Here is a 14,774-nt window from a genome sequence, read left to right as displayed (position 1 = left end):
GCGGACTCCGCTTCCTGGCTGGCGGGGTCGAGTGTGCGGTGGGGCGGGGGGAAAGACAACAGGGCGTTGGATGTCGCTGAAAACACAGCGCCCCCTCGAGAGGGGGCGCCGGTTGTTGCCGTGCGGGGTTTAGAAGTCGCCGCGCAGGGTGAACATGTAGCTACGCGGAGTACCGTAGGTGGTGCCGCGGGTCCAGTAGCCCATCGAGTCGAAGTACTTGCGGTCGAACAGGTTCTCGACGTCCACGCCCACGGTCCAGTGTTCGTCGAGCTTGTAGGCGGCACGCGCGTCGAAGATCGCCCGGCCGCTGTTGTACGCCTCGTTGTAGGCATCGACGTAGGAGTTCTGCGCCGAAACGCCACCACCGACGCTCAGGCGGTTCCACTCGCCCGGGAAGGTGTAGTTGGTGTTCACGCGCACCATGTGTTTCGGGGTCTGCGCCGAGATTGGGCCACCTTCGGACGAGCTGGTGGTGTTGTAGGTGTAGCCAGCCGCCACTTGCAGGCCCGGCAGCAGTTCGCCGGTGGCCTCGGCTTCGAAGCCCTTGCTGCGGTTGATGCCGTCGCCGTTGACCCAGCAGCGGCCGGCCGGATCGGTCGGGCACTTGCCACGGTTGGCGGCGTCCTGTTGGGCCACGTCTTCCTGCTCGATGTAGAAGACTGCGAAGGACACGTTCAGGCGTTTGTCGAACAGCTCGCCCTTGATCCCGGTCTCGTAGTTCGAACCGATCGACGGGTCGAGCACGCTGCCGCTGACGGTGCGGTAGTTGGACTGCGGCAGGAAAATGTCAGCGTAGCTGGCGTACCAGGACCACTGGTCGTTCAGGTCGTAGATCGCACCGACGAAGGGTGTGAATTCCTCGTCCTGCCGGCTGGTCGTCACCTTCGGGCCGTTCCAGGCTTCGTTCTTGTACCAGCTCAGGCGACCACCGAGGACGAAGCTCAGGTCTTCGGTGGCGTGCAGGCGGGCGCTCAGGTAGGTGCCGTAGCGGGTGTCGATGGTGTCGTTCTTGGAGTCCCATCCCTGGCGAGCCAGCTCAGGAATATTGCTGTGGCTGGGATCAAACACATCGAGAGGAATAGGGGTGGGCAAGAACTCCGTAGCGTCCTTGTCGTTCATCTTGCGCTTGGACCAGTTGGCACCCAGGGTGAGCTGGTGAGTCAGGCCAAACGCTTCGAAGGTGCCATCCAAGTGGCCGTCGACGGCGTTGGAGGTGACATCGAACTTGTGATAGCTGACGTCCTTGACCACTGGACCACCTGGGGCGCCGTACTCCAGCGTGTCATTCACGTCCCACTCGATGGCGCTGCGGTTGTAACCGCCTTCGGAGTGAGACAGCGCCAGCTTGCCGGTCCAGTTGTCGTTGAATCGATGGGTAAGGTCGGCGAACACCTCGTCCATGTTGGTCTGCAACTTGGTCCAGTCCTGCCCGAGGTAGGTCGAGCGCTTCAGGTGCGGGTTGCTGCCGTCGGGGTTGTTGGGGATACCCAGCACGCTGTAGCCGTCGATGCGCGAGGTCTGGCGGCGCAGTCCGACAGCGACGGTGGTGGCATCGTTGAGGTCGGCCTCGACGATACCGTATAGCAGCGGCCGCTTGGACTTGGTGACATCGGTGAAGTAGCCACGGTCTTCATAGGAGGCGACCATGCGTCCGCGCAGGGTGCCCTGGGGGTTGAGGCGGCCGCTGGCATCCAGGTCCAGGCGGTAGTTGTCCCAGGAGCCGGCGCGGGTGATGACGGAAAAACGCGGGTCGGCGGTCGGGCGCTTGCGCACCAGGTTCACCGCGCCGCCCGGGTTGCCCGCGCCCACCAGCAGGCCGGAGGCGCCGCGCAGCACTTCAACGCGGTCGAAGATCGCCATGTCCGGGGTCATCCAGCCGGTGTAGGCGTAGGCCTGGCCGGGCACGCCGTCGACCATGTAGCTTTCGTCGGTGAGGTCGAAGCCACGGGAGCTGAAGTGGTGGTTGCCATAGCCGCGGTTGGCGCGGGTGATACCGGTGGTCTGGGCCATCACCTGGTCCAGCGAGACCAGGTTCTTGTCGTCCATCAGCTTGCGGGTGACCACGGTGACCGACTGTGGGGTCTCACGCAGCGATTGCGCGGTCTTGCCGATGGTCACCGCGCCGGTGGTGTAGGAGTTGCTGCCCTCGGTGGTGGCACCCAGCACCTGGCCATTGATGGTGGTGGCGTCCAGGGTCATGGCCGAGCCGGATTCAGCCGCGCCGCTGATGATCAGGGTGTTGTCCTGCACGCTGTAGCGAATCCCGCTGTTCTTCAGCAGCTCCCCAGCTGCCTGGGTTGGCGAGAAGCGGCCCTTGACCGGGCTGCTGCGCAGGCCCTGTACGGTCTCCGGGCTGAACAGCACCTGCAGATTGCCCTGGCGGCCCAGCTCTTGTAGCGCGCTGCTCAGCGATTGTGCAGGGATGTCGAAGTCCTGCTCCTGGGCTTGCACCTGGGCGGCGAGCGGCAGGGACAGGGCGAGGCCGAGGGTGGCCATGGCCGGCGAGGAACGCAGCATCCGGCGCAGCATCAGCGCCTTGCTCAAGGGGGTCAGTGTGTTGGCTGGTAGTGGCATTTTTATGCTCTGGCTCAAGGTACGCAAAGTAAATGAAAATTATTCCGTTGCGAGTAGGACGCATGCGCATGCCAAAACCGGAAAAATATTTTCGGTTGGCAGGGGCCTGACCTGCGACTTCCCTGTAGGCAGGAGTGATTCAGCGTGCGGCTATAGGGGAACGAGCGGAGCGGCGGGGAATTTACAACGTGCGGACGGTGGCGAGGACCACCGCCCGTAAGGCGGGGTCAGGCGGGCAGGGCGGGTTCCTGGTTGCGCTCGACGACGATCTGGCCGCCGTGCATGCGCACCAGTTGGTCGGCCACCGGGAAATAACGGTCGTCGTGGGAGATGACGATGATGGTCTTGCCCTGCTGTTTCAGTTCCGGCAACAGCTCGGTGTAGAACACGCGGCGGAAGGCCGGGTCCTGGTCGGCGGCCCATTCATCGAACACCAGCACCGGGCGCTGGTCGAGCCAGGCATTGATCAGCGCCAGGCGCTTGCGCTGGCCGGTGGACAGGTCGGTGGTGGTGAAGCTGCCGTCGCGGATGCTCACCTTGTGGGCGATATCCAGGCGCTCGAGGTACTTGCCGGCCTCGGGCGGCAGCTCGGCCTGGCCGGGCAGCGGCTCGTCGAACAGGTAGTAGTCGGCGAAGATGGTGGTGAACAGCTGGCGGTAGTCGTCCAGGCGCTGCGGGGTGACCGTTTCGCCATTGAGGCGCACTTCGCCCTGTTGCGGGCTGTACAGGCCCAGCAGCAGCTTGATCAGGGTGGTCTTGCCGCAGCCGTTCTCGCCGACGATGAAGACGATGTCGCCCTGGCGGATGCTCAGGTTCACCGGCCCCAGGTGGAACGGCTGGCTGCCCTCGACCTGCGGGTAGTCGTAGCGCAGTTGGCGCAGCTCGATCGACTCGACGCTGGACACGGCCGGGGCACGATCGCTCACCAGCAGGTGCGGCTCGGGCGACGAGAAGCGCGCCGACAGCTCGGCGATGCGGCGCAGGGCGATCTGCGCGCGGCTGATGCTCGGCAGGTTGGTGATCAATTGCTCCAACGGCCCCTTCATGTACAGCATCACCAGTACGAAGCCGCCGAGCACGGTGCGATCGGTGCTCGGCCACAGCGCCTGGAAGGCGATGGCGACGCCGATGACGGCGAAGAACAGCATCGAACCGAAGGTCTCGGCGCTGACGAAGATGTTCGCCGCGCGGATGTTGGCCTTGCAGATGCGCTCGGTGGCGCCGTGGATCAGCTGGTCATGCATGTGCTGGCGGCGCTTGCGCTGGATGCGCAGCTCCTTGGCGCCGCCGGAGAGAGCCTGGTAGTGCTTCTGCAGCTCGTCCTCGCCGTTGCGGGCGGTGAGGATGTTCTTCATGCCGAAGCGGTGGGCGAGGAACTGCGCGCCGGTGCCGATCACCACGGTCAGGGCGGTGATCAGCAGGATCTGCCAGGACAGCAGCGCCAGGTAGGCCAGGCAGCCGAGGGTGACGGTGAAGGCGATGACCATCGGCGCCACGGACAGGGCGAAGGCGCTGATGGTGCTGACATCGTTGAGCAGCACCGGGATCAGGCGGTGGGCACGGTAGCGCTCCAGTTGCGCGATCGGCGCCACCAGCACCTTGGCGGACAATTCGCGGCGCAGCCGCGCCACCACCTTCTGGCCCACGTAGTTGGTCAGCAAGTTCGAGCCGGTGGAGCAGGCCAGGGTCAGCACGCACAGGCCGCCGAACAGCAGGGCGGTATGGGTGTCAGGCCCGCCGGCGGCATTCATCGCGCTGTTGATGGTGGCCAGCAGGGCGGTGACGCTCAGGCCGCTGACCACGCCAAGGGCCGCCGAAAGCGCGACCAGCATCCAGAACGGCTTGAGTATGCGCAGGGTTTCCTGGGCGAGGCTGGGTGTCTTGAGCGTCATGGGGGCATCTCGTGAGTATTCGTTGGCGCCGGGCAGGAGCAGGTCCTGATCTTGGTAGACGAGAGGGTTTTGCGCGGATTTAGTCGCCCGGCGCCGAGGGCGCCGGGGCGGGGCAGGGCTTACAGCTCGCGGGCGACGCGGAAACCGATCCAGTCGCCGCGCAGGGTGGAGCTGCGCTCGTTGCGGTTGCCTGAGCGCGAGAAGATCGGCGCCTCGGTGTAGTCGTTGCCGCGGATCACCCGACGATCCTCGCATTCGCTGCTGTTGGTCTGCGGGCTGCCGTCGGTGGGGGCGCTGGCGTAGCTGTCGACGTAGCAGTCGCGGGTCCATTCGTAGACGTTGCCGTGGCCGTCGTAGACGCCGAAAGCGTTGGGCGGGAAGCTGCCGACCGGCGAGGTGAAGGAGAAGCCGTCGGTAGGGCCGTAGGTATTGGCGTGCTTGGAGATCTGGTACTTCTGCTCATCGTTGTCATCGAGCGGGAAGGGGAACGGCCCGGTGCTGCCGCCACGCACGGCGTACTCGCGCTGGGATTCGCTGAGCACCTTGTAGACCTTGCCGGTCTTTTTCGACAGCCAGCTGGCATAGGCCTCGGCTTCGTGGAAGTTCAGGCACACGGCAGGCTGGCGGTCGCCTTGCTGGTAGCGCGGCACGCCGGCGATGCACTCGCGGCCCGGACGGGTATCGCCGTTGGGGACCTTGTAGCCGGTGGCCTTGAGGTAGGCCTTCCACTCCCCGTTGGTGATCTGGTACTGGCTGACAGCAAAGGCTTTCTTGAACGTGACCTCGTGCAGCGGGCCTTCGTCGTCCTGGCGGCCTTTTTCGTCAGCCGGGGTGCCCATCATGAAGCTGCCGGCGGGCAGCACCACCATTTCCGGGCAGGTCTTGGCGCAGTCGCGGAACACGCTGCCGGGTTTGTGCGCGGGCGCCGCGGCCAGGGCCGGCAGGCTGCAGGCGACCAGCAGGGCGGCCAGGGTGAGGCGGTTCAGGGGTGCGGTCATGGGGAAGCCTTGTTCAGGGTTGCTGGGCAGACAGCGGGAGTTCGTGCTGTTGGACGAACTGAACGAGGCGATGTTTAAGGGGGATTTGTATCCAGGTGTGGTAGGGCTGCGCCTGTAATTGCGCAGCCCGTACGCAATCAGCCCAACTCAAGCCAGATCGGCGCATGGTCCGAAGGCTTTTCCATCCCCCGCAGCTCATAGTCGACCCCGGCGGCCCTGACCCGCGGCAGCAGCCCATGGGAGGCCATGATCAGGTCGATGCGCAGGCCGCGCTTGGGCTCGTCCTCGAAACCGCGGCTGCGGTAGTCGAACCAGCTGAAGCGGTCGGCCACGTCCGGGTACAGGTGGCGGAAGCTGTCGACCAGGCCCCAGCCCTTGAGACGCTCCATCCACTCGCGCTCTTCGGGCAGGAAGCTGCACTTGCCGGTCTTAAGCCAGCGCTTGGCGTTGTCCGGGCCGATACCGATGTCGCAGTCCTGGGGCGAAATGTTCAGGTCGCCCATCACCACCACAGGCTGGTCATTCTTGAACTGCCCTTCGAGCAGGGCCTGCAGGTCGCTGTAGAAGCGCTGCTTGGCCGGGAACTTGGTGGGGTGGTCGCGGCTTTCACCTTGGGGGAAGTAGCCGTTCATGATGGTGATCGGCGTGCCGTCGGCATCGGCGAAGGTGCCCCAGATGAAGCGGCGCTGGGCGTCCTCCTCGTCACTGGCGAAGCCCTTGGACAGTGACAGCGGTTTTTCCCGCGAGAGCAGGGCGACGCCATAGTGGCCCTTCTGGCCGTGGTAGTGCACGTGGTAGCCGAGTGCCTCGACGTCGGCCAACGGGAACTGATCGTCGCTGACCTTGGTTTCCTGCAGGCCGATCACGTCCGGCTGGTGTTTGTCGATCAGCGCCGCCAGCTGGTGCGGGCGGGCGCGCAGGCCGTTGATGTTGAACGAGACGATCTTCATGGAAAGACGATCCTGGTAAAAGCCACGGATGCTAGCCGACATCGCCGGCCACGGCCAGCATGGCGCCGCGCTGCGGGCGCTGCTAACGTGCTGGAGGAGGTGAACCCAGCGCCGGAATCTGGCTCCAAGGCCCTGTACGCCCATTCCAGGAGGACTGCCCGCAATGCCCGACGACATCGCCGCCCCGGCCCGGATCTGCCTGCTCGACGCCGGCTACGCCCGCGAGGCGCGTTCGCTGCTCTACCATGCCTACCGCCACGAACCGACCTTCGCCTGGCTGTTCGAGGCCCAGCGCCCCGGGTACGAGCGCCGCCTGCGGGTGATGGTGCGCGAGTGGGTGCGCCAGCACTTTTATCTGCAATTGCCGGCGATCGGCCTGTTGCTGGAGGATCGCCTGATCGGTCTGGCGCTGATCGTGCCGCCGCAACGCCGGCTCGGCGTGGCCGACAGTTGGGCCTGGCGCCTGCGCATGATCCTCGGCACCGGCCTGCGCTGCACCCGCCGCTACCTGGATTACCAGGCCGCGCTGGCCGGTTGCCTGCCGGGGGACAAGGTGCATGTGCTGCCGCTGTTGGGCGTGCATCCGCAGTTCCAGGGCCAGCACTACGGCGAGCAACTGCTGCAGGCCGTGCATGACTGGTGCGCCGAGGACGCCGGTACCGAGGGCGTGGTGCTGGACACCGGCAATGCGCACTACCTGGCGTTCTACCAGCGCCAGGGTTATGAAGAGATCGGCGAGATCGCCGTGGGGCCGATCCGTGAGCGGGTGTTCTTCCATCCCAACCCGCGCTCGTCGAGGGTAGCGAACCTGTGACAGGCGTTTTCTGAAAGCCCCTTGGCCGTTGCGCTCTGGTAGCATGCCGCGCATGACGTATTCAGGAAGACTTGGCTGGGGCCTGCTGTTGCTGGCCGCCAGCTCCATGGCATGGGCGCAGAGCGAATTGCTGGTGCGGGTCAAACCCGCCAACAAGGCGCTCAAGTCCAATATCGAAGGGTACATCGGCAGCCTGGGTGACCGCGACGAAGAGGCCTTGCTGCGCTTCAGCCGGGGCGCCGAGGAGCAGGCGCGCAAGGCGGCCCAGGCCCTGGGCTATTACCAGGCGCGGGTCGAGACCGAGGTCAAGGCGCCGGCCGAAAAAGACAAGCCACCGCAACTGATCATCCAGGTCGAGCCCGGCGAACCGATTCGCCTGCGCAACGTGACCGTGCGCATCGAAGGGCCGGCCAGCGAGCTCAGGGTGTTCCGCATTCCCGACAGCAAGGCGCTGCGCCCGGGCGAGCAGCTCAACCACGGCACCTACGAGGACGCCAAGCGGCTGATCCAGAACCAGGCCTCGCGCTACGGCTTCTTCGCCGGGCGCTTTGAGCGCCAGCGCCTGGCGGTCGATCCGCAGGCCGGTGTGGCCGATATCGAACTGGTCTACCAGAGTGGCCCGCGCTACCGCCTTGGCGCGGTGAGCTTCGGTGGCGATGCGCCGCTGGACAACGACCTGCTGCAGCGCATGGTGGGGTTCAAGCCCGGCACCCCGTACGACTCGGAACTGATCGCCGAACTCAACAACGACCTGCAGTCCAGCGGCTACTTCGACAGCGTGCGCGTGGACGCCGCGCCCACCGCCGCAGTGGGCGAGGACATTCCGGTGGACGTCCACCTCGACACCCGCAAGCCACGCACCCTCGGCCTGGGCCTGGGTTTCTCCACCGACGTCGGGCCGCGCGGCAAGGCCAACTGGACCCGCCACTGGGTCAACCCGCAAGGGCACAGCTACGGCTGGGAAACCGAGCTGTCGGCGCCACGGCAGAACGTCGGCTTGTGGTACGACGTTCCGCTGGACCCGCCGCTCACCGACAAGCTGCGCTTCGCCGGCGGCTACCAGAACGAGGAGATTTCCGGCACCGATACCTTGAGCAAGCTGCTCACCGTCGGCCCGGAGTGGCACAGCAAGCTGCCCAGCGGCTGGCAGCGGGTGATTTCGCTGAAGTACCAGCGCGAGGAGTATCGCCTGGGCGACGACTCGGGGCTGAGCAACCTGCTGATGCCGGGTGTCAGCTTCTCCTACCTGCGCAGCGACAACCGCATCGATCCGCACAATGGCTACCGCCTGCAGTTCGACCTGCAGGCGGCCAAGGAGGGCCTGGGTTCGGACACCAACCTGATCCACGGCAACGTGCTGCTCAAGGGCCTGACCACCCTGGGCCAGAACCATCGCTTCCTTGGCCGCGTGCAGTTCGGCGGCAGTGCCACCAATGGCTACCAGCAGAACATCCCGCCGTCCCTGCGCTTCTTCGCCGGTGGCGACCAGAGCGTGCGCGGTTACGACTACCAGTCGCTGTCGCCGAAGAACAACCAGGGCGACCGCATCGGTGGGCGCTACCTGGTGGCCGGCAGCGCCGAGTACCAGTACTCGATTGCCGAGAAATGGCGCCTGGCGACCTTCATCGACCAGGGCAATTCGTTCAATTCGCTGGAACTGCCCAGCCTCAAGACCGGCGTCGGCATCGGCGTGCGCTGGGTGTCGCCGGTGGGGCCGCTGCGCCTGGACCTGGCCCGCGCCCTGGATGACGACGGTGGTTTTCGTTTGCACTTCTCCATGGGACCTGAGCTGTGACGCGTGTAGTCAAACCCATCCTGCTGGCACTGCTGGGCCTGTTGTTGCTGATCGTCCTGGCGCTGGGCCTGGTGCTGGGTACCCAGGGCGGCAGCCGCTGGGTGCTGGGCCTGGTGCCGGGGCTGCAAGTCAGCGATTTTTCCGGACGCCTCGGCGGCAGTTGGCAGGCCAGCCAACTGCGCTGGACGGCGGGCGAAGACCGAGTCGAGGTGCAGGCCCCGCAACTGGACTGGTCGCCAGCCTGCCTGCTGCGCGCCACCTTGTGCGTCGAGCGTCTGCAGGCCGAGCTTATCGACATGGCCTTCGCCCCGGGCGAGGACAAGCCCGATAGCGGCCCGCTGCAACTGCCGATGCTGAATCTGCCGTTGGCCATTGAGCTGGGCGAGGTCAAGCTGGGTCAGCTGCGCCTGGATGGCAGCGACCTGCTGGGCGACCTTAGCCTGGCCGCGCACTGGACTGCGAGCGGCCTGCGCGTGGACAGCCTGCAACTGCGCCGCGACGACCTGCGCCTGGACGTGCAGGGCGACCTTACGCCCCAAGGCGACTGGCCGCTGCAGTTGCAAGGTACGCTGCAACTGCCCGCGGTCGATGGCAAGCCTTGGCAACTGGCGTTGAGCGCCAAGGGCGAGTTGCAGAAGTCCCTTGCCGTCGACGCCACCAGCAGTGGCTATCTGGACGCACGGCTGAGCGGTGAGCTCCAGGCCCTGGCCGAGCACCTGCCGGCCCACCTGAGCATTCGCGCGGACAGCTTCAAACCCGCCGCCGAGCTGCCCGACACCCTGCAACTCGACCAGCTGCGGCTCGATGCCCAAGGTGACTTGCTCAAGGGTTATCAGCTGTCCGGCTCGGCCACGCTGCCCGCCGAGCAAGGGCCGATCGGCCTGGTGCTGGCCGGCAAGGTCGATGCCAAGGGTGCCCGGCTCGATGCCTTGGACCTGAACGCCAGCGACCAGCAACGCCTCAAGCTGCAGGCCAGCGCCGACTGGCAGCAAGGCCTGAGCGCCGATGCCAGCCTCGACTGGCTGGACTTCCCCTGGTTGCGCCTGTACCCGCTGGAGACGGCGCCCCAGGTCACGCTCAAGCGCTTCAACGCCCAGGTACAGTACCGCGACGGCAGCTACAAGGGGGTGTTCAACGGCGACCTGGATGGCCCGGCCGGCGCCTTCAGCCTGGCCAGCCCGTTCGACGGCGACCTCGGCCAGGTACGCCTGTCGCAGTTGCTGCTCAGCGCCGGGCAGGGCAAGGCCGCCGGCAGTGTCGCGCTGCGTTTCGCAGACACCCTGGCCTGGGATGTCGACCTGCAACTGTCGGCCCTGGACCCGGCCTACTGGCTGGCGGAGCTGCCCGGCACCCTGGCCGGCCCGCTGCGCAGCCAGGGCGAATTGAAGCACGGGCAACTGACGCTCAAGGCTCAGTTGGACCTCAAAGGGCGCCTGCGCGGCCAGCCGGCGCTGGTCAAGGTCGACGCCGAAGGCGCGGGCGAGCGTTGGACCTTGGGCAGCCTGGCGGTGCAGCTGGGCGACAACCGCATCAATGGCAGCGCCAGCGTGCAGCAGCGCCTGGCCGGGCGCATCGACCTCGACCTGCCGCGCCTGGGCCAACTCTGGCCACAGTTGCAAGGGCAGGCCAAGGGCCGTCTGGACCTGGCCGGCACCCTGGTCGCGCCGCAAGGCACCCTGACCCTGCAGGGGCAACAGCTGGGCCAGGCCGACAACCGCGTGCAGCGGCTGGACCTGGATGCCCGGCTGGACAATGCCCAGCGTGGCCAGGTGACGCTCAAGGCCGGCGGTATCCGGGTGGGTGATACCGCCCTGGGCAGCCTTGATGTGCAAGGCAAGGGCGATCTTCGCCAGCAGGCTGCCACCCTGGCCCTCGACGGCCCGCAACTCAAGCTCGACCTGGCGCTGGATGGCGCCTTGGCCAAGGGTGACTGGCGCGGTCGCCTGTCCAGCGGGCGGATCCAGGCCGGCGGCCAGGACTGGCAGTTGCAGGCCCCGGCGCGCTTGCAGCGCCTGGCCAGCGGTCAGCTCGATTTCGGCGCCCATTGCTGGCGTTCCGGCCAGGCCAGCCTGTGCGGCGAGGACCAGCGCCTGGCGCCGGAGCCGCGCCTGCGCTACCACCTCAAGCAGTTCCCGCTGGACAGCCTGGCGCAGTGGCTGCCCAAGGACTTCGCCTGGCAGGGCCTGCTCAACGCCGACATCAACCTCGACATCCCGGCCAGCGGCCCCAAAGGCAGCATCCGCGTCGATGCCGGTGGCGGTACCTTGCGGGTACGCGACAAGGACCGCTGGGTCGACTTCCCCTATCAGGTGCTGCGCCTGGACAGCACCCTGGCGCCACGCCGGGTCGACACCCGCCTGGACTTCCGAGGCGAGCGCCTGGGCGAGTTGAATGTGAGCACCCGCCTTGATCCCCTGGGCCGCAACAAGCCGTTGTCCGGTGATTTCCGCCTGGCCGGGCTTGAGCTGTCGGTCATCCGGCCGTTCCTGCCGATGGTCGAGCGCCTGGCCGGCCAGCTCAACGGCAGTGGGCGTCTGTCCGGCAGCCTGATTGCGCCCCAGGTCAATGGCAGCCTGGCCTTGAGCGGTGGCGAGGTCAGCGGCGCGGAGTTGCCGGTGAGCCTGGAGGACCTGTCGCTGCAGGCGCTGATCGCCGGTGAACAGGTGCAACTGAACGGCAACTGGCGCAGTGGCGCGGCAGGGCGTGGGCAACTGACCGGGCACCTGACCTGGGGTCAGGCGCTGGGCATGGACCTGCGCCTGCAAGGCCAGCAACTGCCGGTCAACGTTGAGCCCTACGCGGCGCTGGAAGTGGCGCCCGACCTGAGCATTCGCCTGCTAGACGACAAACTGGCGGTGACCGGCAAGGTGCAGGTGCCCAAGGGCAAGATCACCGTGCGCGAGCTGCCGCCGTCGACGGTCAAGGTCTCGGACGACACGGTGATCGTCGGCCACCAGACCGAGCAGGGCAAGGCGCCGATGGCGGTGGCGATGGACATCGATGTCGATGTCGGCAGCGAAAAACTGTCGTTCAAGGGCTTCGGCCTGACCGCCAACCTGCTGGGGCACGTGCATATCGGCGACAACCTCGACACCCGTGGCGAACTGAGCCTGGCCGACGGACGCTATCGGCAGTATGGGCAGAGTCTGACCATTCGCCGCGCGCGGCTGCTGTTCGCCGGACCCATCGACCAGCCGTACCTGGACATCGAGGCGATCCGCAAGGTCGACGACGTGATCGCCGGCATTCGCCTGAGCGGCAGCGCCGAGCAGCCGACCACCAAGGTATTCTCGGAGCCGGCGATGAGCCAGGAGCAGGCGTTGTCCTACCTGGTGCTGGGCCGGCCGCTGAACAGCTCCGGCGAGGACAACAACATGCTTGCCGAGGCGGCGCTGGGGCTGGGCTTGATGGGCAGCGCCGGCCTGACCGGCGGCCTGGCTTCGAACCTGGGTATCGACGACTTCCAGCTCGACACCCAGGGCACGGGCAACAAGACCAGCGTGGTGGCCAGCGGCAACCTGACCGAGCGCCTGAGCCTGCGCTACGGCGTGGGCGTGTTCGAGCCGGCCAACACCATCGCCTTACGCTACAAGCTCAGCAAGAAGGTTTATCTGGAAGCCGCCAGCGGCCTGGCCAGCTCGCTGGATATCTTCTACAAGCGCGATTTCTGATCTGTCCCTCATCCGCCCCGGCCAGCGCTGGCCGGTAGCGGATGGCAAGGCTCAACGCGCAGCCCGCAGGCGCCGCCACAAGGTGGTGCGACTGATGCCGAGGCGGCGCGCGGCTTCGTCGAGGTCGCCCTGGCAACTGTCCAGGGTTTCTTGCACATGGCGCAGTTGCGCGGCCTTGCCCACCGTTTGCAGGTCGGAGGCCTGCGGCGCCTTGGCGCGGCGGGATGGCAACTGGCCCTGGCACAGCTCGGGCAGCACCCGCGCCAGGTACTGCTCGTCCAGCCCCTCGTCGCGCAGCAGTTCGCGGGCCGACAGCATCGCCCGCTCGATCACGTTCTCCAGTTCGCGGACATTACCCGGCCAGGCATGGCGCACCAGGTAGGGCAGCAGCGCCGTCACCACCTGTGCAGCGCCTGGTGGCTGCCCCTGGACCAGCAGGCGCTGGCCGATGCTCCGGCAGATCAGGGCGATGTCCTCGGGGCGTTCGCGCAGGGGCGTGGTCTGCAGCCGCAGGATGTTCAGCCGGTAGTACAAGTCGGTGCGGAACCTGCCCTGGTCGATGGCCGTGCCCAGGTCCTGGTGGGTCGCGGCGATGATCCGCACGTCGATGGCGATCGGTTCGGTGCTGCCCAGGCGCAGCACTTCGCGCTCCTGCAGCACCCGCAGCAGGCGGGTCTGCAACGACACCGGCATGTCACCGATCTCATCGAGGAACAGCGTGCCGCGGTGCGCGGCCTCGAACAGACCGGGCTTGCCGCCCTTGCGCGAACCGCTGAAGGCGCCTTCCTCGTAGCCGAACAGTTCACTCTCCAGCAGTGTTTCGGGAAATGCCGCGCAGTTGATGGCGACGAAAGGGCCTTGCCGGCGCGGGCTTGCATTGTGGATGCCCTGGGCCAGCAGTTCCTTGCCGGTGCCGCTCTCGCCGGTGATCAGGATGGTCGAGTGGCTGGCGGCGAAGCGCTCGGCCAACTGCAGCATCTCGCGGTTGGCCCTGCTGTTGCCGCTCAGTTGTTCCAGCCGGTAGCGCGCGGTGAAGGCGCCGGGGCGACGGCTGGCGCGGATGCGCTGGTCGGCCCGCTGCACCGCGCTGATGTCCTGGCAGGTCAGCACCAGGCCGGTGCGCTCGCCGTTCTCCAGGATCGGCAGCAGGTTGCTGACCACGGCTTGCGCGCCCAGGCGGATGACACGGTTGTCCTCGCCCGTGCCGTCCTGCAAGGCCTGCTGCAGGTCCAGCTCGGGGCACAGGGCCTGCAACGGGCGGCCGAGCGCCGCGCTGGCCGGCAAACCCAGCAACTGTGCCAGGGCCGGGTTGAGCGACTGCACCAGGCCTTGGTTGTCCACGGCCGCGACCCCGGTGGGGATATGTTGCAGCACGGCATCGAGGTGGCGGCGCTTGGCGATTTCGATGCGCTGGCTGTCGAGGATGCCCAGGGCCTCTTCGAGCGCCTTGCGCACGGTGTCCTCGCTCAGCGACAGCACGCCCTGCAGCCCGGCCTGTTCGGCCAGCTCCACCACGGTAGACGAGCCGATGATGCTGCCACAGCCCAGCCGGGCGGCGTGATCGACGGCCTGGCGGGCTTGCTCCAGCGAGGTGTAGGCGGCCTGGTGCACCTGCACGGTGAACAGCGCTGCCAATGCCTGCAGGTCCTGGTTGATGTGGTCGTAGCTGAGCACGGCCACTTGCCGGCCGTGGGCCTTGGCCTGCCCCAGGGCGCGCAGCAAGTCGCCGCCGCCGACGCGCATTGCTAGTACTGGCCGGGCCAGGTGCTTGCGCAGGTAGGCGGCGGTGGCTCCTGCGCAGACGAACACATCGACTTCGCCGCGCTGCTCCAGCTCGCGGGCGGTCTGCAGCGCTTCGGCTACCGAGGTGTCGAGCACCTCGATACGGGTGTCGGGGTAATCCGCCGTGAGTCCGCTCACGACCTGGGCGAGACGGCTGCGCTGCCGAGGGCGTTGCAGGTGGCTGATCAGCACGACGACCTTGGAGGCGCAGGAGTGCATGGCGGACCCTGTTCATGGTTGCAATGTTTCAATAGTGAATGAACGCCTTGCACAAGTGAAATGAAGATTGTCCAACCGG

At 66.8% G+C, this 14,774-nt stretch carries 8 protein-coding genes; 3 read left to right on the top strand and 5 right to left on the bottom strand.

Annotated features, from left to right (window positions below):
- Nucleotides 1-129 precede the first annotated feature (129 nt).
- The 4 genes from AC3WL2_RS05740 to xthA form a co-directional block, all read right to left on the bottom strand.
- Nucleotides 130-2,574: a TonB-dependent siderophore receptor gene (locus AC3WL2_RS05740; protein WP_102682354.1), complete on the bottom strand. Its 2,445-nt coding sequence runs from the start codon at nt 2,572-2,574 to the stop codon at nt 130-132.
- A 227-nt stretch (nt 2,575-2,801) separates the two neighbouring features.
- Complete coding sequence (locus AC3WL2_RS05735) at nt 2,802-4,466, bottom strand: cyclic peptide export ABC transporter (RefSeq protein WP_102682353.1); 1,665 nt, start codon at nt 4,464-4,466, stop codon at nt 2,802-2,804.
- A gap of 119 nt (nt 4,467-4,585) precedes the next feature.
- Complete coding sequence (locus AC3WL2_RS05730; protein WP_102682352.1) at nt 4,586-5,464, bottom strand: formylglycine-generating enzyme family protein; 879 nt, start codon at nt 5,462-5,464, stop codon at nt 4,586-4,588.
- A gap of 137 nt (nt 5,465-5,601) precedes the next feature.
- Nucleotides 5,602-6,414, bottom strand: coding sequence for an exodeoxyribonuclease III (gene xthA, locus AC3WL2_RS05725; RefSeq protein WP_102682351.1), 813 nt, complete (start codon nt 6,412-6,414; stop codon nt 5,602-5,604).
- Nucleotides 6,415-6,577: 163 nt separating this feature from the next.
- Here xthA and AC3WL2_RS05720 point away from each other — a divergent pair, with 163 nt between their 5' ends.
- Genes AC3WL2_RS05720 through AC3WL2_RS05710 form a run of 3 tightly spaced genes read left to right on the top strand, consistent with a single transcriptional unit; the run spans nt 6,578 to nt 12,694 of the window.
- A complete protein-coding gene (locus AC3WL2_RS05720; RefSeq protein ID WP_102682350.1) occupies nt 6,578-7,228 on the top strand; it encodes a GNAT family N-acetyltransferase in 651 nt (216 codons plus the stop codon).
- A gap of 52 nt (nt 7,229-7,280) precedes the next feature.
- Nucleotides 7,281-9,023 carry an autotransporter assembly complex protein TamA gene (locus AC3WL2_RS05715; RefSeq protein ID WP_102682349.1) on the top strand — a complete coding sequence of 581 codons (1,743 nt, stop codon included), beginning with the start codon at nt 7,281-7,283 and terminating at the stop codon, nt 9,021-9,023.
- Nucleotides 9,020-12,694 carry a translocation/assembly module TamB domain-containing protein gene (locus AC3WL2_RS05710; RefSeq protein ID WP_102682348.1) on the top strand — a complete coding sequence of 1,225 codons (3,675 nt, stop codon included), beginning with the start codon at nt 9,020-9,022 and terminating at the stop codon, nt 12,692-12,694. The genes AC3WL2_RS05715 and AC3WL2_RS05710 overlap by 4 nt, the downstream gene beginning before the upstream one ends.
- A gap of 51 nt (nt 12,695-12,745) precedes the next feature.
- On the opposite strand, the gene prpR is transcribed toward AC3WL2_RS05710, so the two are convergent.
- A complete protein-coding gene (gene prpR, locus AC3WL2_RS05705; RefSeq protein ID WP_102682347.1) occupies nt 12,746-14,695 on the bottom strand; it encodes a propionate catabolism operon regulatory protein PrpR in 1,950 nt (649 codons plus the stop codon).
- Nucleotides 14,696-14,774: the final 79 nt, after the last annotated feature.

Source organism: Pseudomonas sp. FW305-96, from assembly GCF_058783825.1.
The sequence above is the reverse complement of the archived record's forward strand: the minus strand, read 5'-3'. Positions and strand labels throughout refer to the sequence as shown.

Excerpts from the sequence above, each read along its gene's own strand:
- AC3WL2_RS05740 (WP_102682354.1), bottom strand. The coding sequence starts at position 2,574 with ATGCCACTACCAGCCAACACACTGACCCCCTTGAGCAAGGCGCTGATG.
- AC3WL2_RS05735 (WP_102682353.1), bottom strand. The coding sequence starts at position 4,466 with ATGACGCTCAAGACACCCAGCCTCGCCCAGGAAACCCTGCGCATACTC.
- AC3WL2_RS05730 (WP_102682352.1), bottom strand. The coding sequence starts at position 5,464 with ATGACCGCACCCCTGAACCGCCTCACCCTGGCCGCCCTGCTGGTCGCC.
- xthA (WP_102682351.1), bottom strand. The coding sequence starts at position 6,414 with ATGAAGATCGTCTCGTTCAACATCAACGGCCTGCGCGCCCGCCCGCAC.
- AC3WL2_RS05720 (WP_102682350.1), top strand. The coding sequence starts at position 6,578 with ATGCCCGACGACATCGCCGCCCCGGCCCGGATCTGCCTGCTCGACGCC.
- AC3WL2_RS05715 (WP_102682349.1), top strand. The coding sequence starts at position 7,281 with ATGACGTATTCAGGAAGACTTGGCTGGGGCCTGCTGTTGCTGGCCGCC.
- prpR (WP_102682347.1), bottom strand. The coding sequence starts at position 14,695 with ATGCACTCCTGCGCCTCCAAGGTCGTCGTGCTGATCAGCCACCTGCAA.